Origin of the sequence: Ornithinibacter aureus (assembly GCF_009858245.1) — a bacterium.
Lineage (GTDB): Bacteria > Actinomycetota > Actinomycetes > Actinomycetales > Dermatophilaceae > Fodinibacter > Fodinibacter aureus.
This window is the reverse complement of the sequence record NZ_VMSB01000001.1, coordinates 3,601,335-3,624,241: the sequence shown is the minus strand read 5'-3', so window position 1 is coordinate 3,624,241 and position 22,907 is coordinate 3,601,335. Positions and strand designations below refer to the sequence as shown.

Sequence of the window (22,907 nt, the reverse complement as noted above, 5' to 3'; positions counted from 1 at the left end):
CCGGGCGGATCACAGATCCGGATCGACGTTGACTAAGCGCTTGCTTAGTTTTGCGTGCGTACGGCATGCTGTCAACCGTGCCGAGCACCACACCCCTGAGCGAGAGCACCCTCCTCGCTGCCCTCGCCCCCGCGGGCGGACGCCAGAGCGCGGTCGGCGACGTCAGCGACACCGCGGTGCGGATCATGCTCGCCGCTGCTGACGCCTTCGCCCAACGCGGCTTCCACGCGACCACGACGCGGGACATCGCCTCTCGCGCGGGCCTGTCCCCCGCCGGGGTCTACGTGCACTTCACCTCCAAGGAGGTGCTGCTGTTCGAGCTCAGCCGGCGCGGTCACGAGCGGGCCCGCGACCTGCTCGTCGAGGCGGCCGCTGCGGCGGACAGCCCCACTGAGGCGCTGCGCGCCATCATCGGCGGCTTCTCGCGCTGGCACGCGGAGCACTACGAACTCGGTCGGATCGTCCAGTTCGAGTTCCGCCACCTGCGACCAGAGCACCGGGACGCCGTGCTCGGGCTGCGCAAGGAGATCGACCAGGTCGTCGCCGGTGTGCTGCGCGACGGGGTGGACACCGGGGAGTTCGCGGTGACCGACGTTCCCGCGACCGCGCTCGCGCTGCTGTCGATGGCCATCGACGTCGCCCGCTGGTACACCCCCGACGTGCGCCGCACCCCCGCCGCGATCGAGGCCACGTACGGCGAGCTCGCGTTTCGGCTCGTGCGTCCCGGTGAGGCGCTCGCTGCCTCGGTCCTGTCGTGAACGATGGGCTGCAGCCGGTCACCCGGCGCCGAGTGCGGCTGTGAGGACTGGAGCGCCCGTAGATAGGCTGAGTCAGTGAAAAGCCACGCACGGTCGGCCCACGGACACGGGGGGTCCCCCTCCATCGAGGTGCCCGATTACTGGTGGTACGTCGCTCGCGCTGACCTCCTCGAGACCGCGCTGCGCTCTCATGTGCAGGGGGCTGGGCTCACCCTCGACCTCGGCAGCGCTGATGGTCCCAGCGCTGGCTGGCTTCGGGATGCCGTTGCGCGCACCGTCTCGCTCGACATCGATCCACGCGGCTTGGGCAGCGACGGGGTCTGTGGGTCAGCGCTCGCACTGCCCTTTGCCGACGAGACCTTTGAAGCGGTCTCGGCGTTTGACGTCATCGAGCACTGTGACCCCGAGAGTCAGGCGCTGGCCGAGGTTCGTCGGGTGTTGAAACCGGGCGGTCGGTTCGTCATGTCCGTGCCCGCGTACACGTGGGCCTGGAGTGACTTCGACGTCGCCAACGGCCACCACCGCCGCTATACGCGGGCGCGGGCTCGCATTGCTGTCGAAGCGGCCGGCTTCAGCGTTCAACGTGTCACCCACGGCTTCGCCTCTGTCTTCCCGATGTTCGCGGCCGAACGGGTGGCGCGAAAGCTGCGCCGGAAAGGTGAGCAGGGTGCCGTCGACGTCGTCGAGGTGCCGTCTGTACCCAAGCCGCTCAACGACGCGCTGTTGGCGATGTCACGGTTAGACCGGCACATCCTCTCCCGCGCTGACCTCCCCTTCGGATCGTCGGTCTTCCTCGCCGCCACCCGCATCGGCTGATGCCTGGAGGCACTGACCCCACACCCTGCGAGTCATCTCAGGGGTCGAGCGGTCCACCACTCACCACGCGAGCCCTCACATCGGCGGCCGTGCGCGACAAGCCAGCGGGCAGCGGGGTCGACGCGAGAGCATCGACATCAGGCCAGACGCGGGAGGCCAGTCGGAGGTCGAGCACCTGACCAGTTCCGGCTCCTCCCACCGGAATGGTCCGCAGCGGGCGGTGGAAGACGCGCCGTGCCTCTGAGATGAGGTGACCGACGGTCACCGGCCTCCCCGAGGACAACACCTTCGTCACAACGGTGCCGCGTGACTCCTCACGGATCAGGTCGAGGCAGCGGACGATCATGGTCGCCGCGTCCTCGACGTAGAGGTAGTCGCGAATCGTGTCCATGGACACGTAGACGGGCAGCGGTCGCCCCGTCGCATCGGCGAGGCAGAGTTGCGACAGCAGACCCTGCGGTTTGCTCAGGGTCTGGCCTGGTCCGTAGACGTTGGCGAGTCGGCCGATGGCTGCGCGAACGCCGGTCTGGGACGCCACCTGGTGAACGACCTTCTCCATGGCCAGCTTTGCCCGGCCGTAGGGGACGAGCGGGGCCGGGTCGGTCCACTCGTCGAACGGAGCCCCTGTCGCACCGGCATAGACGCCACCCGCTGATGACGCGAGGAAGGCGACGCCGTCCTCCTCCGGACCCACCGACGCAGCCAACGCGCCCATGACCCGGTCGAAGACCCCGACCTCAGCGGCGAGGGTATCCTCCGGCGTCGCGACGACTCCGGCGCCAGCACACCAAGCGACCGACCACGGGCGGCCCCGTCGCGCTTGGCTGAAAACGTCGAGCGTGAGGAGCAGAGCCGAGATGCTCTCGCCCTCGTCACCCCAAGGCACCGACGCCACGAGCACCTCGTGGTGCGCCTGTTCCAGTGCCCTGACGAGGTGTCGACCGACGAGACCCCCCGCCCCAACGACCAAGGTGAGCGGCGGGGTCGGTCGTGTGCTCATCTGGCGTCGCGGCCAAGGGGCCCGTCACGCCGGTCGCGGACCGGCAGGTAGAGCGGCTTGCCCATGGCCATGTTGACCGCCATCCCGACGTATTCGGCGATCACCCCGAGCGAGAACAGGATCACACCCGTGGCGACCATGAGCAGGATCATCGTCGAGGTCCACCCGGGCGCGTCCCAGGAGCCCGTCGCCTTGCCGATGAGCAGCACCAGCGCGATGACCGGGGCGAGCAGCACCGCAGTCGCGCCGAGGACGCTGACCCAGCGCAGGGGTCGGGTTCCGCTGGAGAGCACCAGCCGCCAGAAGTGCGAAACCAGCGCTCGCATCGAGTACCCGGAGGGTCGATCCCCTTCGCGACGCATCTCGACGGGCGAGGTGACGGCACGTCGGGCAACCCACGAGATCGCCACGTCCAGATAGATTCCCGGGCCGGCGTAGGCGGCGACGGAGCGAGCCACCTCCCCGACGATCAACCGATAGCTGTTGAAGTCCGAGGCCTGAGCACCCTTGGTGAGGCGCTCGACCACCCCCTTGGCTCCCCGGGAGGCAAGGTTGCGAAGCGGCCCGTGGGGTGGTTCGTTGGTCGGCTTGGCGTAGACGACGTCAGCATGCTGGTCCATGGCCGTGTCCAGCAGCGCCCCGAGTGCGTCCGGGTCGTGTTGTCCGTCCTCGTCCATGGTCGCGACCCACTCACCACCAGAGGCGGCGATTCCTGCCAGGGTCGCGGCGTGCTGGCCGAAGTTGCGGCTCAACCACACTGGGCGAACCCAGTCGTGGGCCGCACGGAGTGCACGGATCGTGTCGTCGGACGCATCAGGACCACAGTCATGCACCAAGAGCACCTCGGCCACTTGGTACTCGCGGCCGCCGGGCGACACCCGAACCTCGACCGATGCCGCCAGTTCATCGACGACAGCGGCCAGCGTCCGTTCCCCTTGGTAGACGGGGATGACGACGGAGACCTGGTGTGGTCCGGTCACTCGCGGGTCAGCTTGCGGTAGGTAACCCGGTGCGGGCGGGCGGCGTTGGCGCCGAGGCGCTCGATCTTGTTCTCCTCGTAGGCCTCGAAGTTGCCCTCGAACCAGTACCACTTGGCGGGGTTCTCCTCGTCACCTTCGTAGGCGAGGATGTGCGTCGCCACGCGGTCGAGGAACCAGCGGTCGTGGCTGATGACCACGGCGCAACCGGGGAAGTCGAGCAGCGCGTTCTCCAGGGACCCCAACGTCTCGACGTCGAGGTCGTTGGTGGGCTCGTCGAGGAGCAGGAGGTTGCCGCCCTCCTTGAGGGTCAGCGCGAGGTTGAGCCGGTTGCGCTCGCCACCGGAGAGGATGCCGGCCTTCTTCTGCTGGTCCGGGCCCTTGAAGCCGAACTGGCTGACGTAGGCCCGCGAGGGGATCTCGACCTGGCCGACGTTGATGTAGTCGTGGCCTCCGGAGACGGTCTCCCACAGTGACTTCTCCGGGTCGAGACCACCGCGGCTCTGGTCGACGTAGGAGATCTTGACGGTCTCCCCGACGTCGACCACTCCCCCATCCGGCTCCTCGAGCCCGACGATCGTCTTGAACAGCGTGGTCTTGCCGACACCGTTCGCGCCGATCACTCCGACGATGCCGTTTCGCGGCAGGGTGAAGGACAGCCCGTCGATGAGCACGCGGTCGCCGAACCCCTTGCGCAGGTTCTTCACCTCGATGACCTTGCTGCCCAGCCGTGGCCCCGGAGGAATCGCGATCTCCTCGAAGTCGAGCTTGCGGGTGCGGTCCGCCTCAGCGGCCATCTCCTCGTAGCGGGCGAGGCGGGCCTTGGACTTGGTCTGGCGGGCCTTGGCGTTGCTGCGCACCCACTCCAACTCCTGGGCCAGTCGCTTGGAGAGCTTGGCGTCCTTCTTGCCCTGCACCTCGAGTCGCGCCTGCTTCTTCTCCAGGTACGTGGAGTAGTTGCCCTCGTACGGGTACGCGCGGCCACGGTCGAGCTCGAGGATCCACTGGGCCACGTTGTCCATGAAGTACCGGTCGTGGGTCACGGCGACGACGGCACCGTGGTAGGCAGCGAGGTGCTGCTCAAGCCAGAGCACGGACTCGGCGTCGAGGTGGTTCGTCGGCTCGTCGAGGAGCAGCAGGTCGGGCTTCTGCAGCAGCAGCTTGCACAGGGCCACGCGGCGACGCTCACCGCCGGAGAGCACCGTGACGTCAGCGTCCGGCGGCGGGCAGCGCAGGGCGTCCATCGCCTGCTCCAGCTGGGAGTCGAGGTCCCACGCGTCAGCAGCGTCGATGGCTTCCTGGAGCTGGCCCATCTCGGCCATGAGGGCGTCGAAGTCGGCGTCGGGGTCGGCCATCAGCACCGAGATCTCGTTGTACCGGTCGAGCTTGGCCTTGATCTCTCCGGCACCCTCCTCAACGTTGCCGAGGACGGTCTTCTCCTCGTTCAGTTCGGGCTCCTGCATGAGGATGCCGACCGAGTACCCGGGCGTGAGCCGGGCCTCGCCGTTCGATGGCTGGTCCAGCCCGGCCATGATCTTCAGCACCGAGGACTTTCCCGCACCGTTCGGACCGACGACGCCGATCTTGGCGCCGGGCAGGAAGGACAGGGTGACCTCGTCGAGGATGACCTTGTCGCCGTGCGCCTTGCGGGCGCGGGACATGACGTAGATGAACTCGGGCATGGGGCACAGGCTATCGACCACCAGTGCCCCCGCCCGAATCCGAGGCCTGCGCGAGCCCTCAGGCTGCGTACTCGTCCGCAGGCGCGACCAACGGCCCTGCCGAGAAGTAGGGCTCGCCGCTGCTGTCACCCTCCGACTCCTCGGGGGTGACCTCGGGTCGCGCCGCAGACCCCTCGACCTCGCCGGGGCGGCCGACCTTGGCGAACGCCGCGGTCCCGTAGGTCAGGTCGTGGCCGGCCGCATCCGCGACGATCTCGACGTCCCACCACGTCGTGCCGTCCTCCCTGACGTACGAGGTGATGTGCTGCCGGCCGTGGATCGTCACCGGCTGCCCCTTGCGCAGCGAGACCCCGACGTTCGCGGCGAGCGCCCGGAACGTGGTGACGCTGTAGAAGCTCGTCGGGGTGTCCTCCCACACCCCCGGCTGGCCCTGCACCGGCTTGCGCGCCGACGTCGCGACGCGAAACGTCGCCATCGGCGACCCGGTCTTGGTCGTGCGGACCGTCGGGTCGGCCACGAGCCGTCCCCGGATGGTCACATAGGTCTCGTTCATCGCGAACCCTCCTTCGGTGCCCCGCATCTCGGGACTCCCCAGAGACTGTGCCCGCAGGTGGGCGTGCCGCCAGTGGTGCGTCCGAGCCTGTGGACAACCTCGGCCGAGTACCCGACCTGTGGATGAGAGGGCTCAGTTTCCCGCGGCTCGGGAGAGAGCCAGCCGCGTGGCAGCATGGCGTTCGAGGACTCGCTCGACGGGGCGGACGATCTCCTCGCGGGCCACCGCGTCGATCGACTCTCGCAGCCGACGATCGATCACGTGGGCTCGTCGCTGTGACCCGACCCGGGCCAGCGGGCGCGCGATCAACGCCAGGAGCAAGCCCGCCACCAGGCCACCAAGGAAGAGGATGAGCGGCACCGGGAGGATGCCGACGCTGGGGGGTGCGCCGATCACGGCATCCATCTGGAGCCACCCGAGGACGACGTACAGGGCGAGCCAGAGGAAGCCGACCACGGCCGCAGCGGCCAGCAGCAGCTGGCCGAATCCGAACGCTCGCCACCACACCGGCGATCGCGAATGCAGGGGCGTGCCGACGACCGCTTGGTCGAGGGCGTCCCCCAGGGCTGGGCCCGAGGGTGCAGCGGCGGTCTCGACGGCTTCGGCCCACGGTGCCGGCAGCCCCTCGGACGCGCGGTCCACGAGACGACGGGTGGCGATCTCGACGGCCGATCGCGCTGCCGGGCTTGCCGGGGGAAGAGAGGAGCGCCCGAGGACGGACCGGACGTCGGCCTCGGAGACGCTGATGTCGCGACCATCGAGGCGCAAGCGCCGCAGGGGTCGCGGGCGCAGGGACTGCGCCCACCGGGTGAAGGGCCAGCCGGTGTGGGACACCGCCTCCATCCGGTAGTCGCGGGCCACGGCCTCGACCACCGTGGGAACGCCGGCGCTTCGCGCGAGGGCGTCGACGAGGTCGGATCGCGCCGCGTCGTCGAGCACGGGCTCACCCTCGGCCACGTGGCTGGTGAGGGCACCGGCAGCGGCTCGGACGTCCGCGGCCAGGCGTGAGCGCGCCATCGTGCGCCCGGCCACGGCGTTGGCCAGGCGTTGGCGCAGGACGTCGATGCCGTGACCGGTGGCGACGGAGGTCGCGAGCACGGTCGCTCCAGGGACCCCGTCGCGCTCCATCAGCCGGACCAGGTCGGTGCGACACTGATCGACCTCGGCGTCGCTGAGCCGATCACTCTGGTTGAGGACGACGATGGTCACGGCCTCGTGGGTGGCGAGCGCCGAGACGTAGTCGTCGTGCAACCGTGCGTCCGCGTACTTCTGCGGGTCGGTGACCCACACGAAGAGATCCACCAGGTCGAGCACCCGCTCGGCCTCGACCCGGTTCGTGACCTCACGGGAGTCGAAGTCGGGCAGGTCGAGCAGCACCAGGCCGTCGAGCGACCCGAGCACCTCGGGCTCACCGTCGCGCTGGTCCCCGACCACGTGTCGTGCGCCCACACCCAGCCAGTCGAGGAGCTCACCGGCCGGCTGCGCGCCCCAGATCGCTGCGGTCGGCGTCGCCGTCGTCGGTCGGCGTACGCCGGTGACGGCGACGTCGGTCCCGACGAGCGCGTTGAACAGTGAGGACTTTCCACTGCCCGTGGCACCGGCGAGCGCGACGATGGTGTGGTCCCCGGCCAGCGCGGTGCGCTCGGCCACCTTGGCCACCACGGCATCCGCCCGCCCGCGTTCGTCGGCTGGCAGCTGACCGCCACCGGCATCTGCCGCCGCCGCGAGGGCAGCGGCCGCAGCCGACAACTCATCCGCGGAGATCACGACGCCGCGGCCCCGTCCCATGCGCAGCGGGCTCACCGGACGACCTTTCGCAGGTCAGCGGCGACAGCGCTGAGGCGTCCGGCCTGGTCGGCGAGAGCGGGCGTGTCGGGGAGCGCGACGGCGTACCGCTGCTGCTCCCTCTCATAGAGTGCGTCAACGAGTTCGATAAGGCGGCGACGTGCCTTGGTGGCCATCGTGCGCACGGCCTGGTCACCGAAGATCGCCTCGAGCACCCGCTGGGCCAGTACCGCGGTGCCACCGGCGATCCCGACCTCGGCGCCCATCAACCCGCCGGTGCTGCTGAAGGCGACCAACATCAGGAACAGGCCGATGGCGTTGACGCCGTACGCGGCGATGCGCGCGTTCGTTCGACGGCCCTGACCCTCGCTGCGCACGAGGTCGAGCACCTCGCTCTGCCACTGGCGCACGAGTCGCTCGACGTCGGCAGGAAGCCCCGGGCTCGGCTTGGCGAGGCCAGGATGCCGTGCGAGCACCGGTTCCCCGCCCGGCAGGCGGCGCCACGCCCGAGCGGACTGCGACGCCGCGGTCTCCGCGTTGGCGAGGATGAGGGTGGCGACCCCGCTCTGCAGGGCCTCGCCCAGACCGTCGGCCGGCGGCGTGCTGCCCTTGACGGCGGCGGTCAGCTTGTCGCGCCAACGCGAGATGGTCGTCTCCACCTGGCGGAAGAACTCACCGGTGCCGACGAACTCCTGCCAGCGGGCCAGGACCTCGCCGCGCAGCAGGGTGCCGTCGGTCATGCCGTCGTCGACGCGACGATGGGCCTCGTCGTAGCTCTCGTCGACGGCCCGGCGCAGGGCAGTCGCGGCGTCGTGCTGGTCACGGCTGGCGACGACCAGGTCGCTCGTTCGCCCGGACAGCGAGTCGACGGCCCCGCGAAGCGTCTGGCCGACGACGATGGAGCGCGCACGGGAATCGCTGGCAAGGGCGTGCAGCCACGCGCTGAGCCGCTCCACGGCCTCTGGCGGCAACTGACCGTCGGCGTCCAAGGGGGCTTCGGGGACGGTGAAGATGGGTGCGGTGGGCAGCCCCTGCTCGCGCAGCATGCTCGCCAGGTGGGGGCGGATCTCGTCGATGGCCTCGGCGGGGATGCGGTCGAGGACGATGGCCACGGAGGTGCCGCGGTCGGCGGCCGTGCGCAGAAGATCCCACGGCACGGCATCCGCGTACCGCGCCGCCGTGGTGACGAACAGCCAGAGATCGGCCGCCGACAGCAGTTGGGCGGCGATGGCGCGATTGGCCGAGACGACCGAGTCGATGTCGGGGGCGTCGAGCAGGGCCATCCCGGCAGGCAGTGTCGAGGACTCGACGAGGCGCACGGTGCCCGGCTGGTCGAGCCCCGCCTGGTCGGGGTTGCCGTCGCCGGTGACCCGCGCGAGGCCCGGCAGGATGCGGGCGTCGGCGAACCAGCCGCGATCTTCCGGGTGATGGACCAGGACCGGCGACGTCGTCGTCGGCCGCAACACCCCGGGGCGGCTCACTCGGGCCCCGACGATGGAGTTGACCAACGTCGACTTGCCAGCGCCCGTCGATCCACCCACCACAGCGAGCAGAGGGGCGTCGATCGCGCGAAGCCGAGGGAGCACGTAGTCATCGAGCTGGTGGATCAGGGCCGTTCGCGACGCCTCGGCGGCTGCTCGGCTCGGCACCTCGAGCGGCAAGGAGGCCTGGCCGACCTCGTCGCGCAGGGCCTCGACGACGGAGGCGAGCGCCTCCACGTCACTGTCCACGGTCACGACGCCAACCCTAACGACTTTGCGCAGGTCGACAGGCGATTACCTCGGGCGCGCCGGATGATGCTCAGCATGCGACTGTTCGTGGCCCTGCACCCGAGCCTCGAGGCGGCCGAGCACCTCGAGGACTTCCTGGAGGCCCGGGTGGGCGCCGACCCCGACCTGAGGTGGAGTCCGCCGGCGCAATGGCACGTGACGCTCGCCTTCATGGGCGCCGCGCCAGAGCGGGTGGTGGACGATCTCGTCGACAACCTCACCGCGGTGGCGGCGCGGTCTGCCCCGCCGAGCCTGCGGATCACCGGTGGGGGTTGCTTCCCTGACGTGACGGCGGCCCGGGTGCTGTGGGCCGGGCTGGCCGGTGGCGAGGGCCTGGCACCGTTGGCGCGCTCGGTGCGCACCGCAGCGGCCGTAGTGGGCGCGGCCCCCGAGGGCGGGCCGTTTCGTCCCCACGTGACCCTGGGCCGGTTCGGGCGACCGACCGAGGCGACCCGGTGGGTCCGGGTCCTGGACTCCTACGACGGGGCCGCGTGGACGGCATCCGAGGTCGTGGTCGTCGGCTCGCACCTCCCCAGGGAGCGTGGGCACCGTCCACGCCACGAGGTCCTGGCACGCTGTGGCCTCGGCGTGCACGACCCCCGGGCGCCCCCCCGCGATGGTGCCGTGCCAGTCCTACACTGACCTTCGGCGGTCGGGATGATCGCTCGGCCCCCGTAGCTCAGCGGATAGAGCAAGAGCCTTCTAATCTCGAGGTCGCAGGTTCGAGTCCTGCCGGGGGCGCCTCCTTAAACATACTCTGACCTGCAAGAATACGATTGCCTAATTCGAAGCGTGCACTACGCGTGCACTAGTGGCGGGCCCTCGCGGCCCTTGCTTTGGACGCCATGTGTTAACTATAGTTAACACATGATCGACGTCGTCAGGTCCTCGACGTTCGATCGGTGGCTAAGCAAACTGAAGGATCGCCGGGCTGCCGCACGGGTCCTGATCCGGATCAATCGGCTCGCCGCGGGCAACCCCGGCGACGTCAAACCAGTCGGAGGCGGCATCTCCGAGCTCCGGATCGACTACGGACCGGGCTACCGGGTCTACTACCTGCGCCAGGGAGACCGGCTGATCCTGTTGCTCTGCGGCGGTGACAAGTCGACCCAGAGTGCTGACATCGCGGCTGCGCACGACATCGCCCAACAGTGGCGAGCGAACCAAGGAGGAGACCGATGAGCGACAAGAGTGAGACCTTCTCCCCCTTCGATGCTGCCGACTACCTGTCCACCTTCGACGACGTCGCGGCCTACCTCGAAGCCGTGATCGACGAAGGCGACGACGACCCCGTTCTGATCGCCCAGGCACTTGGGGCCATCGCGCGCTCCGGCAACGTGAGCGAGCTCGCCCGCCGAGCCGGGATGAGCCGTGAGGGTCTCTACAAGGCCCTCTCGGCCGACGGCAACCCCAGCTTCGCCACCGTCCTCAAGGTGTCCCGGGCCCTGGGTCTCCGGCTGCACTTCGAGTCCATCGCCTGAGGAAGCGACGCCGGCCGCGCTAACTCACCATTCGCGGCAGATGAGTGAACGTCCCGCTGCCGACCTCGGCGACGGTAGAAGATACGCACATGCTGAAGGTCTTGCTCGGCGTCGGATTGGCGCTCATCGTTGTTGGCGTTGCCCTGATCCCCCTGCCTGGGCCCGGAATGCTCGTCCTCACACTCGGCGTGGTCGTCGCCGCCGTAGCGTCCGTCCTGCTGCGGAAGCGCCCCGAACACACCTAACGCGGAAAAGTAGTGCGTTCCGAGCACCCGCTCAGGTGCCGGCCAAAGGAGCGAGCAGCTGGCGGTAGAGGCCGGGGCCGTGGCCCGCGAGGTCCAGGGCGTGAGCGGCCACGGCCCGCTGTTCGGTGGTTCGGGTCGCGGTGGCATGGGGGAGCATGGACACCTGCACGACGGGTCGTGACAGCTGCGCAGCCCAGTACAGGGCGGCGATCGGCAGGGGCACCCGGCCGAAGATCATCCGCAGGTTGCGCGGTGTGATGCGAGCCCCCTGCGCTTCGAGGGAGTCGAAGGCCTGTCGCATGGCCCGAACCAGCAGGACAGCGCCGCGCACTCGCTGTGATCGCGTCTCCAAGGGCTGCTCCAGGACCAGGGCGGCCATGGCGGCCACGAACACCGTGTGGGTGTCCAACCAGGCGTGCATGTCCGGCTCGGTCCGCAGGTGGGGGTCGATCGCGCCGAGCAGCTGCGACGCGAACTTGGAGCCGGCTGCCCCGCCCTCGACCACGGTGGGCTGCTGCCCCACCCGGTGGGCGGTCACCTGCCCGTCCTTCACGCCGCCGCCCACACCGGAGAAGCACCAGACCAGCCGGTCGCGGCCCAGGCGATCCTCCACGTCACTGCGCAGCTCGAGGGGGTTGGTGAACATCCAGACCCACCCAGCCGGGCTGGCTGCGATGTCGTCCAGGGCCGCAGCCAACTGGTCACCGCGAACGGCGACCAGCAGGACGTCGCAGTCTGTCACTTCCGGTGACTTCGTCACGGCCACGTCGGGCGCAAGGATCCGGCCGTCGAGGCCCACGAGCAGTCCATGGCGGCGCAGGTCGACGAGTCTCGATCCTCGTGCGATCAGGGTGACCTCGTGACCGGCGTCGGCCAGCAGCGCCGCGTAGACCGATCCAACGACACCTGCCCCGAGCACCCTCACACGCGCCATAGTGCGAGCCTATGCGCCAGGAGGACCCAGAAGTGCCGGTGCGCCACCGGCGGCATGTGTGGATGTTCCGCCTGCGGTCCAGATCTTCATCACTGCGGCCACTTGCTCATCAATTCCCTAGGGAGTCGTGCTCGTCGTCGGCGGCCTCGAGGTAGTCCGCCGTGGACCACGGAACGTCAACCAGCTGACCATCGACGTAGGTTTGCAGATGACGCAGGCGGTTGTCCCGAATCCATGCCCGATCCGCGATTGGCCACACCACCGGGAGAAGGAGCCACATCGGAGCGTCCGGAGCTACCTCGAACCCGTGCTCCCTCGCCAGACGAGCGAGCGGAAGGTCGTTCGCGTCGTCACTGTCAACTGGACGGTCGCCGATTTCCTTCGTTCGCTCCCCCCAAAGGAACTGCGCTTCGGGCGAGATGCCCTCCCACGAGTACTCGTTCACGAGGGACAGCCTCTCAGTGACGGTTCCGCGGGTACAGCACCCGCGATGCGGCATGACAGGACGAGTTCGGCCAAGGTGGCGGCGCGACTCCGGGGTCTACTTCCAGCCCTTCTCGAACCCATACGGGACGACCCGTGAATCGCCTTACCGGCTGGACGGCCGCCGAGTGGAGGGTAGCGACTGGCGGCACTTCACGGCGCGGCCGTTTCCCACGCCGATCTTGATACGCACCAACCGCGGCAGATGAGGGCGGTCATGAGGTCGTGCCGACCCAACGTTTGCTTAGCGCCGCTTTGATCTCTGCGAGCATGGGCGCATGGCTGCCCGCACTGCACTTCGCCGTCGCCTCTCGACGGCATCCGTAGTCGTCATGGGCCTCGCTGCTGCTGCCCTCAGTTACCTTCTCGTGTTGGATGCACGGTCGAGTTGGGTCGACCGGCTGCTTGGCGCCGTGCTGATCTTCATGGTTGCTTACGGGGTGCGACTCGGAGTGCGGAATGGTTCCGAGGAACTCGTGCCTTCCTGGCGACCACGAAGCTTCTTCGACGCCGTTCTTCCGTTCGTCTTCCCCTTCTTCCTCATCACCCAGGCAGAAGATCGTGAGTCGCCGTTGGTGTGGCTCGGCTGGGCACTGCTGGCAGCGTCGGTTGCCGTGCAGATCCTCATCTGGCGCGTTGAAAAGGCCGACGCGGTCGCAACCGCCACGAGCAAGTCCTAGCGAGCCATCCGCCCCACTTGCGGCAGATCCGGACGTTCCGAATCGTGCGTCAGTTCGCTGGTGCGCGGCGTAGCGGCGAGCCAAACCCCTTCATCCCGCGAACCAACGCTGCGAAGGTGACGCCCGTCGTCATCGGTATGGCAATGATCCGAACGTCTGACCCCTCGGGTAGGAGCAGCATCAGAAGGACCGCCGGAACGAGGGCCACCATCAGGGTGGCAAGGAGCCGCGTGCCGGTGAGACGGGCGCTCACGAAGAGGACGATAACCCCGTAGACGCCGGCGATAGTCGCGAAGAACAAGACTCCATCCACAGGCACATTGTGGACCTCGGCGTCGTCCTCGGCCCCGCGGATCGCGCATCGGGGACTCACAACGCAGTCGGCATGACCGGATGGGCAGATCTCGGTGCTGTGCGGCCGCGGGCCTGCCGGGTCCCTCGGCGTCCTCAATCCCAAATTTCGGCCCGGCAAGGGCGTGCAGGTCTAGGCTGCGGCGGGTGGACGCGGCGAGGGCAACGAGCTGGGTCAGGCTTCTGACGGACCTCAGTGTGCCTGCGGGTTTTCTCGCTGTCCTGTGGTTCGGCGGGGGATGGTCGTCGACTCAGGCGGCCGCAGCGTTCGGCCTCTACGGGCTGGGCCTCGGGGCGTTTCAGCAGTTTCGTCGGCCAACGACACCCGGCTCCCGGCGCGTCTTTGCGCTCCTGTTCGTTCTGGTTTGCATTGGCGGCTTGTTCATAGGTGAGAATCCCAGCGCCGAACTGGTCATCATCGCTATCGCCTTCGTGGGGGGCTGGACCGTTGGGCTTGGGCTTGCCGCGAGCTTCAATCCTCACGACAGCGCGCCCGTGGAGCGCTCGTTCAGCGGCCAGGTCATCCGTCGAGGCTGACACGGGCGTTCGGATCGCGGCAAATGAGGATGGGTCGCGTCAGTGATGATCTGGGGAAGTGCCGGCAGCGGCCGTCTTCTCGGAGATTGCGCTGTCTACCCGCCGATGAACCCAAGATGCCCCCAGCCATCCCAGCACGATGGTCAGCCCGCCGGCAATCAGGATGCCCATCATGTCGTCAAGGGCGGTGCTCAACAGCAGGGAGTTGGCCACAGCCCAGACTGCCCCGCCGATCACCATGTAGGCGGCCAGCCAGACGAGCAGGAGCAGGGTGGCCTTCCCCTTGACGATCACATCCCCATTCTCCCGCCTGCTCTCGCCTGAAGCGGACGGAACATCGAAACGCGGCATGTCCGTGCAGTTCGGCACCGCTCAACCACGCGCGGGCTTGCATCGATCCAAAGGGAGAGTCAACGCATCACGCGCGGTCGTCCAGTCCCCACGCAATCACGGCCAAAGAGGCCACGCACACGATCCCTCCGACGACGGCCTTGACGTAGTCGCCCTGCCCTACGTAGTCGAAAGCGGCCCCGCCGCCGACAACGACTCCAAACGCAGCGCATACCCACACACGCCAACTCAGAGGCGCCCGATGAGCGTTGTCAGACATCCAGCCTCCGTGTTGCTCGCGCGCCGCAGCAGTGGCCGGGGTCCTCACGATTATGGGGGTCACAACGGTCCGACGTCCCGGGATCGGGCGTCCGGCGGCTTCCTAGTCGCGGCAGATCCGGTTGCCTACTCGATGTAGCCAGTGTTCAGATCGACTTGGCTCAGGAAGTTGCGGATAGCGTCCTCCAGCTCACCGTCCGTCATGCCGTCACTGCCGTGTCCGGCGCTCCCGAAGCCATACCCCTCATTCGGACCTGACGTCCACCGAAAGTCGTAGACGCCCGGCTCGCCGGCCCGCGCGATGACATCGAAGTGCTCACCGTCGACCACCATCCGCTTCACGAAGTGAGGCTACCTATCCGCGGCATGTGCGGATGTGGCTGCGGCAGGATGACGTCGTGAGCGACACCTCGGCGCAAGACCGGTATCTGGGCCGAGTCAATGGGCTTCGCGTCGCGCTGGCGGATGTGTTGCCGCCGGATGCCTTCGCGCTGGCCGACTCGTTGATCGAGCACGGAGAACCAGCCGAGGGCGTCGGCTATCTCGCGTGGGCTCTTCACAACGCTGGCCTGCCGGCGCCTGACTGGGCCGTTCGGGATGTTCAAGAACTGACCGAGGGACTGGTGGACCCGGAGCACCTACCGCCGGACTTCCGGCCCGCGGGCTGAGGCCGGTCGTCGACAATAGAGGTTCCCCTCTTCGCGGCATGAGCGTGCGCTAGTCGGAGGTCCGGGAGTGTGCGTAGGTGCGTGCGAGAAGCCAGACGGAGCCGACCAGGCTCGCCGCGGCAGCCAGGCCAAAGAAGAGGCTTGGAATCACCACCCCTCCGTAGGCATCGGCGCACGTTGGGTGGGGCAACGGCGAGGGTCGCCCAATCAGGGCAGGTCCGCAGTCGATGAAGTTGCCGTCTGGCTCCACACCAGTGAGCGGGACGGCGGCGAAGAACCAACTCAGGAGGAGGGCAGTAACCGCAAGGCTGGCCAGAATGGCCGCAGTGACCACTGGGTGCTTCTTGATGAACGTTGGGCGCTGCGGCGAGGTAGCCGCAGGCCCTGCCTCTACCGCGCTCGTCATGGGGAGGACGGTACGGCCTCTCGCCGCCGAAAATCAGCAGTTCCAGATCTGAACGCCCGATCCGCGGCAGATGAGGGCGTTTGCGTCCCGGGTCAGCAGCCCGCCTGTCGCCATGCTGTCGCCTTGGAGGTGCCTGCCGTCCGTGCCGCGATGTACCTCAGGGCGGTGTCTGTGGTCACGTCCTCGGCATGGTCATCCATGATTCTCACGCCGTCGAGGGAGTCCGCCACTTCGCAAAGGACGACTCCACCAGACCATGAGATGTCCACCAGAAAGCTTGCGGGCGTCGAGACCTCCGGGTCGATCTGACGCACGTCGGTGTGCAAGCCCTCCACACCAGCGAGTCGTTCGTAGACCAGCTGAGCGAACGCTTGTCCCGATGGACCTGACCAATGTGGAGTCACGACATGAGGCTAGATCTATCGGTTCTCGACCACACGCTGGTTGCGGCATGAGCGGATGTCCGGGTTTAGTCGGTAACGACGGAAGCGCGGCTCGCTCCACCCACTGTTCGACGCCGCATGAGCAGCTCGAGCAGCGCGGCGTTGATCAGGACCGAGGTGACGTAGGCAAGTCCGAACACGAGGGCCGACCCCGAGAGGAAGAACGGGTCACCCGCGGCGATGTTGCCAACCAGGTAGAGCGGGACGCCGGCAACGACGAGCGACGGCAGGGCTCCAATGAGCGCGAGGACGCCAAGAACCGTCAACACCAGTTCCATGGGTTGTCCGAAGTCCGATGTTGGAAGAATGAGGCTCGGGGTCAGGGCCAGCATGACGGCTGCATAGACCCGCGTTGGCCTGCTGATGCTCACGCCATCAGTTTCGCAGACGACGTCGGTTGCCAGCGTCGTGTTGTGGCCAACTGCCTGACGTTTTCACCCCTAGGCGGCATATCAGGGCGGTGCTCAACGCCCGCGGCGGGGCGTTCTGAGCAGTTCGATGGTGCAGGTGGGGCCGGCCGCATGGGCAAGGCGCCGGTCGCCAGTGAGCAACGTCGCATCCAGCGCCTCGGCCAGGGCGACGTAGGCGGCGTCGTAGGTGGTCACGTTGTCCCGCAGCTCCCAACAGCGTGGTAGCAGCGCCAGATGCGAGGCGCGGTGCATGGGCAGCGCCCCGAGGTCTGTCATGGCCAGATCCGCCCGGCGGTTGTCGAGCATCCCGGCACGGTTCTGTCGACGCAGTACAGAGGCGACCTCAAGGTCGACCAGTTCTGGGGGGGCGGCCAACGTCTCACCCCGCAGCCGGGTGCGAGCGGCATCCCCGTCCGGGCCGTCATCGGCCAACGCGACCGCAAGGACGCTGGCGTCAACGACGAGCACGATCCCCCTGCACAGCCTTGACCGCGTCTGCGAGCGGGACAGATCCGCCGGAGCGCCCGCCGGCCCGGTCGAGGACCTCCTCCAAAGTCGGCTGGCTGGCCTCAGCGATCAGCCGGGAACGCAGGTACTCCTGCAACGACTGGTGCGCGGCTGCGGCCCGTTGGCGCAACACCGCATGGGTGCTCTCGGGCACATCCTTGATCTGAACACTCGGCATGGCGCCATTATGGCGCTACAAGCGCCGATTCACAACCGCCCGACCATCGGCATGTGAGTGAACATCCGAACCGCACTCGGCGGGCAACCCACTATCGGGACGTACGACGCACCCAGGCGTTGCCGAGTCGCTCCAGGGCAGGGCCGAGCGTGGCGAAGTCGCGGTCGTAGATCCGACCAGTCTCGAGCCCGGACGAAAGGCGGTCGATGGCTTGGATGAGATCAGGCAGCGTCATCGCCGAGGCGGGGCGCGAGGCCGCTGGGGTTGGCGGCGCAGGCGGGGTGGTCCTGGGCGAGTAGCCGGGGATGAACTGGTCGAGCATCCTCGTGATGTCGTCCCAGACCTCGCTGTCGAGCTCGCCGCGCTGCCGGCGGATCCGCAGACGAGCCAGGAGCTCCCGGGACAGCCGTGAGGACCGGGCGACCCGCGAGATCGCCGACTCATCCCGTTCCTCGCGCGTCGGCGTGCGCTCACGCCTCGGCTTCGTCGCCCTCGGAACGTCGATCATCCGGATCTGGACGGCCGCCTCGCGGGCCCCTCGACGGGTCACTGCGGCGATGTTCCGGCACCGGCTCGAGCACCACACGGGGCGCCTCCCGCGACCCGTGTACGACACCGGCGCCCCACACTGCGGGCATCTCCTTGGCTCCTCCCCGACCACGTTCCCAAGCTACCCCGAAATGGTTCGATTTCGCATCACTGAAACAGCCCTCAATCCAGAATGCATCGGGTGTGCAGTTGACGGCATTTGCGCCTTTCGGGGGTAGAGACGTCGGGTGTGCGTTGAGGGCAATGGCATCGTTCCCAGGCCGGGACCGGGTTTGCGGTCCGGCCGCGTGGTTAGGCAAGTGGGTGAAGAGATGTTGGAGAGCGTGCTTGGGGCCGACGAGGGAGGCCGCGTGACCTGGGTGCCGACGGCGGCCGCGGCAGACCTGCCACTCGGCTCCTACTGGAGCGCCATCTCCGACAGCCGGGCGGCGATCTGGGCGTCGCGCCCAGCGGCCGCGTGCTGGTAGCGCAGGGCGGCGCCTGGAGTGGAGTGCCCGAGGCGGGCCATCAACTCGGCGAGGGTGGCACCGGTCTGGGCAGCCAGGACCGCGCCGGTGTGCCGCAGGTCGTGCAGGCGAAGATCCGGCCGGCCCGCGGCCGCCCGTGCGGTCATGAAGATCTTGGTGACCTCGGTGTGGATCAAGTGGCGATTGGTGCCCGGCCTCGGGAAGAGCAGCGAGTCGGATCCGGGGGCGACGTGCGCGTCCAGGTGCGCCTGGATGGCCGGGTGGAGATGCGGTGGGATGGCCACATGGCGCACCCCTGCGACGCTCTTCGGCCGACCGACGAGGTCGGCTCCGTCGACGCGCACCACGGCACGTGAGATGGACAGCACGCCTCGCTCGAGGTCGACGTCGTGCCGGCGAAGCTCGGCCAGCTCGCCGTAGCGCAGCGCACACCAGGCTCCGAGCACGACGAGCAACCGCAGCCGCTCCGGCATCCCTTCGACGATCGCCGCCAGCTCGGGCAGGCTGGCTGGCTCGATCCGTCGCTGCCGAGACACGCGGCTGGCACCCGGAATTTGGCACGGGCTCGACGACACCAGGCATTCCACGACGGCTTGGCCCATGACGGCACGAAGCAGCGAGTAGGCATGAGCGCGCTGGGTGGGGTGCTGGGGGCCGAGTGCGTCGTACCAGCGGGCCACGTCATCCCGGGTGATGCTCCGCAAGACCCTGTCCCCAAAGGTGGGGTAGATCAGCCTGTCGAGCTGCGAGGCGTACAGCGCGCGGGTGCGGGGCTTCAAGGGCTCTCCGCGGACCCTACGACGGTCGACCGCTCCCTGGGCGTAGTCCCGCAGGGTCATCGCCCCCTGGCGGGCCTGCGCGCGCACTCTGGGTGCCACCCACTGGTCGGCATCGATGAGCCGCCGCTCGGCCGCCATCCAGTGCTCGGCGTCGATCTTCGCGCTGAAGGTCTGGGGCGCCGTGTGCCGGGCGAGATCCGGCCCGACGTAGGACACTGATACCGCCCCGAGGGCAGGCGTCGGAGCGTGCCGAAACCTCTGCGAGCCCTCTTCCTCGTGGCCGTCACCTCGACCAGCCTCCACGGTTCGTGCGCTTATCGTGCATTAGCAGTGTCAGATTCTGACCCCTACTGGCCTGTCATGTCCACTTCAACATCCGACGAATACGCAGGTCAGAGCCCTATTTTGCCAGATCAGCGACCTGCACGGAAACAGCTATGCGGCAGGTTCGAGTCCTGCCGGGGGCGCTCAGGTGGACAGATCCGGGACGCGAGTGGCTGCAATCGCCGCAAGCTGTGGAAGACTTCGATCAGGCCCTCGTTCTCTCCCCCCAGTGCGCGAGGGCCCAGCACCCCGGGTTGAGGCCTCACGGCCTCCCCGGGGTGCGCCTTTGGGGCGTCACGCGTCAGCGACGACGCCCTTGGAGAGTTCACGTGTCCGGCGCAGCGCCATCTCGGCCAGGGCTGCCGCGATGTCCGGGACCACCGCGTCGTCGAACGCCGCTCGCGGCGAGTGGTTGTCCTCCGCGTCGGCCACGTCCGAGAAGGCGCACGCGCTGACGTTGAGGTAGGCACCGGGCACCTCGTCGAGGACGAACGACATGTCCTCCGACCCGGCTTCGGGGTTGGCCATGTCGACCCAGCGGTCGGCACCGAACAGGTCGACGACCACGCCCTGTGAGAACGCGAACTCATCGACGTCGTTGACGGTCACGGGGTAGCCGTTGCCGATGGTGACCTCGGCGGTCATCCCGTGGGCCTGGGCGACGTGCTCGGCGATCCGGGTGACGACGTCATGGGCGCGGGCCCGGTTCTCGGCCGAGAAGGTCCGCAACGTCGCGTCGACGAAGGCGTCGTCCGGGATGATGTTGTCCTTCGTCCCAGCCGCGATCCTCCCCACCGTCAGCACCACGGGGTCCCACACGCTGAACTGGCGGGTGACCGCGCTCTGGTAGGCCAGCACGATCTCGCACGCCACGGGCACGGGGTCCTTGGCGCGGTCCGGGGCCGACCCGTGGCCACCCTCCCCGCGCACGACCACATGCACCTCGTCCGCGGCCGCCATGAGCGTGCCCGGCCGCCCGAACCACGTCCCGAAGGGGTGGTCAGCCGAGTAGACGTGCACGGCGTAGGCAGCATCGACGCGGCGTCCGGCTGCCTCGAGCAGACCTTCACGGATCATTGGCTCAGCCCCGCCCGGCCCCTCCTCGGCAGGCTGGAACATCAGCACGACGTCACCGACGAGGTGCTCGCGCAGTTCGTGCAGGATGCGGGCCGCGCCGACGAGCCCGGCCATGTGCAGGTCGTGGCCGCAGGCGTGCATCATCCCGGGGCGGGTCGAGACGTAGTCGACGTCGACCTGCTCGGCCACGGGCAGGGCGTCCATGTCTGCGCGCAGGAGCACGACGGGCCTCTCCCCCGTCACCGGTGCACGGCCGCGCAGCACCGCGACGACAGAACTGAGCGACTCCCCCAGGGTCACCTCGAGGTCGAGCCCCGCCAACGCCTTGAGCACGGCGGCCTGGGTGTCGGGCAGGTCCAGGCCGAGTTCGGGGATGCCGTGGAGGTGGCGCCGCAGCGCCACCAGCTCCGGGGCCAGGCGGGCAGCAATGCGCAGGGTGTCAGTCACGTCGACCTCTCGGGGTGGGGATCAGGACGCCGGCAGGCCGATGAACTCTGCCCGCCGATCACGCAGGGCGAGGAGCAGTTCGTGCTCCTGCTCGATGGCGTGGGCATCGGCTGCCCGGTGGCTCATCCGCCGACGCAACAGCGCGAGCTCGCTCGCGGCATCCTGGAACGCGCGCATCGCCTTCAGCCCGTCGCGACCGGTGTTGGCTCGCGCCCAGGCACGTGCCTCGCGGCGGTGCGGCATCGACGAGAGCATGGCGACCTCCGCAGGCGAGAGCCACCCGACGTCGGCGTAGGGGCGCAGGAACTGCCCGATGAGGTGTCCTTCCGTTCGGCGCACCCACGCGACGAAGGCGAGGAAGGCAAAGAAGATCGGCACCTGGACGAACAGGTAGACGATCACCATGCCCTGCCCGCCCGAGACGGCTGCGAGGTTCCACAGGCCGTGGCTGAGCACCGCGAGCAGGAAGCCGGCGACGGGCGCGAGCAGCCGGGGCATCCACGAGCGGCTCGTCGCCGCGATGCCGATGCCGATGCCGGTGAGCACCGTGAACATCGGGTGGGCGAAGGGCGAGAACAGGCAGCGGGCGATGAACGTGCCGGTGAGCAGTTCGGTGCCGCCGTCGGTCCAGGCCTGCGCGAGGTACTGGATGTTCTCGGTGAAGGCGAACCCCGCCGCGCAGATGCCGGCGTACACCATGCCGTCGGTGATGCCGTCGAACTCATGGTGCAGGAACCACCAGACGAACAGGACGAGCACTCCCTTGGCGGCCTCCTCGACGAACGGAGCCACGAGCACCGCCGTCGTGGTCAGCGCGGCGTCCGGGTCGGCGGTGGACATGGCCTCGATGAGGGACATGGCGGTGGTGTTGAGCAGGGCCGACACCACCGCGGCGACGAGGGCACCCCACAGGAATGCGCCGACGAGGAGACGGTTGGGCTCGGACTCGAAGCGGTCGAGCCACAGGAAGGTCGGGATCACGATGCCGAGCGGCACGACCGCAGCCGCGAGGGCCAGGAGGCTGGCCTGGACGCCGAAGGCGGCATCGAAGTACGCGGCGACGACCAGGGCCACGATCAGGAACCCCAGTCCGGCGATGCCGGTGAGCACCCAACCGCGTAGGGCACCGCGCGCCGTCGGGTTGCGGCGCACCCGCAGGTCGGGCGGCCTCGTCGACAGGTCACCGCTCATGGCACGCGACCCTAGCCGAGGATGGGCTGGGACGATCGGGCAGCGGCGTGCAAGAGGCGCGCCTAGCATGGCGCACATGGCAACCCCAGGCACAGACCGAGCCCTGAGCGACCGCATCGTCTGGATCGACTGCGAGATGACCGGTCTGTCCCTCACCAGTGACGCCCTCATCGAGGTCGCTGCCCTCGTCACCGACTACGAGCTGACGGTGCTCGGTGACGGCATCGACGTCGTCATCCGGCCCCCCGACGAGGCACTGGACCAAATGGACGACTTCGTGCGGGACATGCACACGACGTCCGGGCTGCTCGACGTCCTCGCCGCCGGCACGACCCTGGAGCGGGCTCAGGAGATGGTGCTCGACTACGTGCGCGAGTGGGCTCCCGAAGCGCGCAAGTCACCACTGGGTGGCAACACCGTCGCCACCGACCGGGCCTTCCTCGCCCGCGACATGCCCGAGCTCGAGAGCCACCTGCACTACCGGATCATCGACGTCTCCTCGATCAAGGAGCTGTCGCGCCGCTGGTACCCCCGGGCCTACTTCGCGGCGCCGAGCAAGTCCGGAGGGCACCGGGCTCTGGCCGACATCCGCGAGTCCATCGCCGAGCTGCGGTACTACCGCGAGGCGGTGTTCGTGGCGAAGCCGGGGCCCTCGACCGACCAGGCGCGCGCCCTGGCGGCGCGCCACGTCGTCGACCACGAGGCCGCCTCGACGGCAGCTGCCCCGACGGATGGGACCGTGGTCGAGAGCACCCTCTCGTAACAGGTACGATGGTGCGCGCTACGGGCGCACAGGCTCTT

28 protein-coding genes and 1 tRNA gene are annotated in these 22,907 nt (G+C 68.6%); 11 read left to right on the top strand and 18 right to left on the bottom strand.

All coding sequences use genetic code 11. The features are described from left to right. Nucleotides 1–77 precede the first annotated feature (77 nt). Both C8E84_RS17305 and C8E84_RS17300 read left to right on the top strand, forming a co-directional pair. A complete protein-coding gene (locus C8E84_RS17305; protein ID WP_246197013.1) occupies nucleotides 78–758 on the top strand; it encodes a TetR/AcrR family transcriptional regulator in 681 nt (226 codons plus the stop codon). A 75-nt stretch (nucleotides 759–833) separates the two neighbouring features. Beyond that, the gene (locus tag C8E84_RS17300) at nucleotides 834–1,574 is read left to right on the top strand and encodes a class I SAM-dependent methyltransferase (protein WP_159904151.1); all 741 of its coding nucleotides are present in this window, start codon (nucleotides 834–836) and stop codon (nucleotides 1,572–1,574) included. Between the two features lie 37 nt (nucleotides 1,575–1,611). Here the strand turns inward: C8E84_RS17300 and C8E84_RS17295 are convergent, their stop codons facing one another. From C8E84_RS17295 to C8E84_RS17270, 6 genes are all read right to left on the bottom strand, one after another. Further along, nucleotides 1,612–2,574, bottom strand: a complete 963-nt coding sequence (locus tag C8E84_RS17295; RefSeq protein ID WP_159904149.1) for an NAD-dependent epimerase/dehydratase family protein — start codon at nucleotides 2,572–2,574, stop codon at nucleotides 1,612–1,614. Further along, on the bottom strand, nucleotides 2,571–3,554 hold the full coding sequence (locus C8E84_RS17290) for a glycosyltransferase (RefSeq protein ID WP_159904147.1): 984 nt from the start codon (nucleotides 3,552–3,554) through the stop codon (nucleotides 2,571–2,573). Before C8E84_RS17290 ends, C8E84_RS17295 begins: the two co-directional genes overlap by 4 nt. Next, nucleotides 3,551–5,233 carry an energy-dependent translational throttle protein EttA gene (gene ettA, locus C8E84_RS17285; RefSeq protein WP_159904145.1) on the bottom strand — a complete coding sequence of 561 codons (1,683 nt, stop codon included), beginning with the start codon at nucleotides 5,231–5,233 and terminating at the stop codon, nucleotides 3,551–3,553. Before ettA ends, C8E84_RS17290 begins: the two co-directional genes overlap by 4 nt. A 58-nt stretch (nucleotides 5,234–5,291) precedes the next feature. Continuing rightward, nucleotides 5,292–5,786 carry a single-stranded DNA-binding protein gene (locus C8E84_RS17280; protein ID WP_159904143.1) on the bottom strand — a complete coding sequence of 165 codons (495 nt, stop codon included), beginning with the start codon at nucleotides 5,784–5,786 and terminating at the stop codon, nucleotides 5,292–5,294. A 132-nt stretch (nucleotides 5,787–5,918) separates the two neighbouring features. Next, entirely contained in the window at nucleotides 5,919–7,589 is a 1,671-nt protein-coding gene (locus tag C8E84_RS17275) for a YfjP family GTPase (protein WP_246197012.1), read from the bottom strand. Continuing rightward, nucleotides 7,586–9,307: a GTPase family protein gene (locus tag C8E84_RS17270; protein ID WP_159904141.1), complete on the bottom strand. Its 1,722-nt coding sequence runs from the start codon at nucleotides 9,305–9,307 to the stop codon at nucleotides 7,586–7,588. Before C8E84_RS17270 ends, C8E84_RS17275 begins: the two co-directional genes overlap by 4 nt. 69 nt (nucleotides 9,308–9,376) lie before the next feature. Between C8E84_RS17270 and thpR the strand changes: the two genes are divergently transcribed. From thpR to C8E84_RS18630, 5 genes are all read left to right on the top strand, one after another. After that, entirely contained in the window at nucleotides 9,377–9,982 is a 606-nt protein-coding gene (gene thpR / locus C8E84_RS17265; protein WP_159904139.1) for an RNA 2',3'-cyclic phosphodiesterase, read from the top strand. Between the two features lie 26 nt (nucleotides 9,983–10,008). Then, nucleotides 10,009–10,081, top strand: a tRNA-Arg gene (locus C8E84_RS17260). A gap of 126 nt (nucleotides 10,082–10,207) precedes the next feature. Beyond that, nucleotides 10,208–10,522, top strand: coding sequence for a type II toxin-antitoxin system RelE/ParE family toxin (locus C8E84_RS17255; RefSeq protein ID WP_159904137.1), 315 nt, complete (start codon nucleotides 10,208–10,210; stop codon nucleotides 10,520–10,522). Continuing rightward, a complete protein-coding gene (locus C8E84_RS17250) occupies nucleotides 10,519–10,821 on the top strand; it encodes an addiction module antidote protein (RefSeq protein WP_159904135.1) in 303 nt (100 codons plus the stop codon). The genes C8E84_RS17255 and C8E84_RS17250 overlap by 4 nt, the downstream gene beginning before the upstream one ends. Before the next feature lie 89 nt (nucleotides 10,822–10,910). Then, nucleotides 10,911–11,066, top strand: coding sequence for a PGPGW domain-containing protein (locus tag C8E84_RS18630; RefSeq protein WP_425495970.1), 156 nt, complete (start codon nucleotides 10,911–10,913; stop codon nucleotides 11,064–11,066). Between the two features lie 31 nt (nucleotides 11,067–11,097). Here C8E84_RS18630 and C8E84_RS17240 read toward each other — a convergent pair whose 3' ends face one another. Next, nucleotides 11,098–12,000 (bottom strand): ketopantoate reductase family protein, encoded by a 903-nt coding sequence (locus C8E84_RS17240; protein ID WP_083433421.1) that lies wholly within the window; start codon nucleotides 11,998–12,000, stop codon nucleotides 11,098–11,100. Nucleotides 12,001–12,109: 109 nt separating this feature from the next. Beyond that, entirely contained in the window at nucleotides 12,110–12,445 is a 336-nt protein-coding gene (locus tag C8E84_RS17235; protein WP_048693119.1) for a DUF5956 family protein, read from the bottom strand. A 316-nt stretch (nucleotides 12,446–12,761) separates the two neighbouring features. On the opposite strand from C8E84_RS17235, the gene C8E84_RS17230 reads away from it, so the two are divergent. Further along, entirely contained in the window at nucleotides 12,762–13,163 is a 402-nt protein-coding gene (locus C8E84_RS17230; RefSeq protein WP_159904131.1) for a hypothetical protein, read from the top strand. Between the two features lie 49 nt (nucleotides 13,164–13,212). Here C8E84_RS17230 and C8E84_RS17225 read toward each other — a convergent pair whose 3' ends face one another. After that, nucleotides 13,213–13,476, bottom strand: coding sequence for a hypothetical protein (locus tag C8E84_RS17225; RefSeq protein ID WP_159904129.1), 264 nt, complete (start codon nucleotides 13,474–13,476; stop codon nucleotides 13,213–13,215). Nucleotides 13,477–13,661: 185 nt separating this feature from the next. Here C8E84_RS17225 and C8E84_RS17220 point away from each other — a divergent pair, with 185 nt between their 5' ends. After that, complete coding sequence (locus C8E84_RS17220; protein WP_159904127.1) at nucleotides 13,662–14,051, top strand: hypothetical protein; 390 nt, start codon at nucleotides 13,662–13,664, stop codon at nucleotides 14,049–14,051. Nucleotides 14,052–14,090: 39 nt separating this feature from the next. On the opposite strand, the gene C8E84_RS17215 is transcribed toward C8E84_RS17220, so the two are convergent. Both C8E84_RS17215 and C8E84_RS17210 read right to left on the bottom strand, forming a co-directional pair. Next, nucleotides 14,091–14,345, bottom strand: coding sequence for a hypothetical protein (locus C8E84_RS17215; protein WP_159904125.1), 255 nt, complete (start codon nucleotides 14,343–14,345; stop codon nucleotides 14,091–14,093). 441 nt (nucleotides 14,346–14,786) lie between these two features. Beyond that, entirely contained in the window at nucleotides 14,787–15,002 is a 216-nt protein-coding gene (locus C8E84_RS17210; protein WP_211675650.1) for a hypothetical protein, read from the bottom strand. A 56-nt stretch (nucleotides 15,003–15,058) separates the two neighbouring features. Between C8E84_RS17210 and C8E84_RS17205 the strand changes: the two genes are divergently transcribed. Then, on the top strand, nucleotides 15,059–15,328 hold the full coding sequence (locus C8E84_RS17205) for a hypothetical protein (protein WP_159904123.1): 270 nt from the start codon (nucleotides 15,059–15,061) through the stop codon (nucleotides 15,326–15,328). 875 nt (nucleotides 15,329–16,203) lie between these two features. Here C8E84_RS17205 and C8E84_RS17200 read toward each other — a convergent pair. The 7 genes from C8E84_RS17200 to C8E84_RS17170 all read right to left on the bottom strand — a co-directional run bounded on the left by C8E84_RS17200 (nucleotide 16,204) and on the right by C8E84_RS17170 (nucleotide 22,106). Then, nucleotides 16,204–16,548, bottom strand: coding sequence for a hypothetical protein (locus tag C8E84_RS17200; RefSeq protein ID WP_159904121.1), 345 nt, complete (start codon nucleotides 16,546–16,548; stop codon nucleotides 16,204–16,206). 93 nt (nucleotides 16,549–16,641) lie between these two features. After that, nucleotides 16,642–17,055 (bottom strand): type II toxin-antitoxin system VapC family toxin, encoded by a 414-nt coding sequence (locus tag C8E84_RS17195; RefSeq protein WP_159904119.1) that lies wholly within the window; start codon nucleotides 17,053–17,055, stop codon nucleotides 16,642–16,644. Beyond that, a complete protein-coding gene (locus C8E84_RS17190; protein WP_159902648.1) occupies nucleotides 17,042–17,272 on the bottom strand; it encodes a FitA-like ribbon-helix-helix domain-containing protein in 231 nt (76 codons plus the stop codon). Before C8E84_RS17190 ends, C8E84_RS17195 begins: the two co-directional genes overlap by 14 nt. A 91-nt stretch (nucleotides 17,273–17,363) precedes the next feature. After that, the gene (locus tag C8E84_RS17185; protein WP_159904117.1) at nucleotides 17,364–17,822 is read right to left on the bottom strand and encodes a hypothetical protein; all 459 of its coding nucleotides are present in this window, start codon (nucleotides 17,820–17,822) and stop codon (nucleotides 17,364–17,366) included. A 396-nt stretch (nucleotides 17,823–18,218) separates the two neighbouring features. Continuing rightward, on the bottom strand, nucleotides 18,219–19,283 hold the full coding sequence (locus C8E84_RS17180) for a tyrosine-type recombinase/integrase (RefSeq protein WP_246197011.1): 1,065 nt from the start codon (nucleotides 19,281–19,283) through the stop codon (nucleotides 18,219–18,221). 402 nt (nucleotides 19,284–19,685) lie between these two features. Beyond that, nucleotides 19,686–20,915, bottom strand: coding sequence for a M20 metallopeptidase family protein (locus tag C8E84_RS17175; RefSeq protein ID WP_159904115.1), 1,230 nt, complete (start codon nucleotides 20,913–20,915; stop codon nucleotides 19,686–19,688). 21 nt (nucleotides 20,916–20,936) lie between these two features. Next, nucleotides 20,937–22,106, bottom strand: a complete 1,170-nt coding sequence (locus tag C8E84_RS17170) for a PrsW family intramembrane metalloprotease (protein ID WP_159904113.1) — start codon at nucleotides 22,104–22,106, stop codon at nucleotides 20,937–20,939. 76 nt (nucleotides 22,107–22,182) lie between these two features. Between C8E84_RS17170 and orn the strand changes: the two genes are divergently transcribed. Continuing rightward, complete coding sequence (gene orn / locus C8E84_RS17165; RefSeq protein WP_159904111.1) at nucleotides 22,183–22,869, top strand: oligoribonuclease; 687 nt, start codon at nucleotides 22,183–22,185, stop codon at nucleotides 22,867–22,869. The last annotated feature ends 38 nt before the right edge of the window (nucleotides 22,870–22,907 follow it).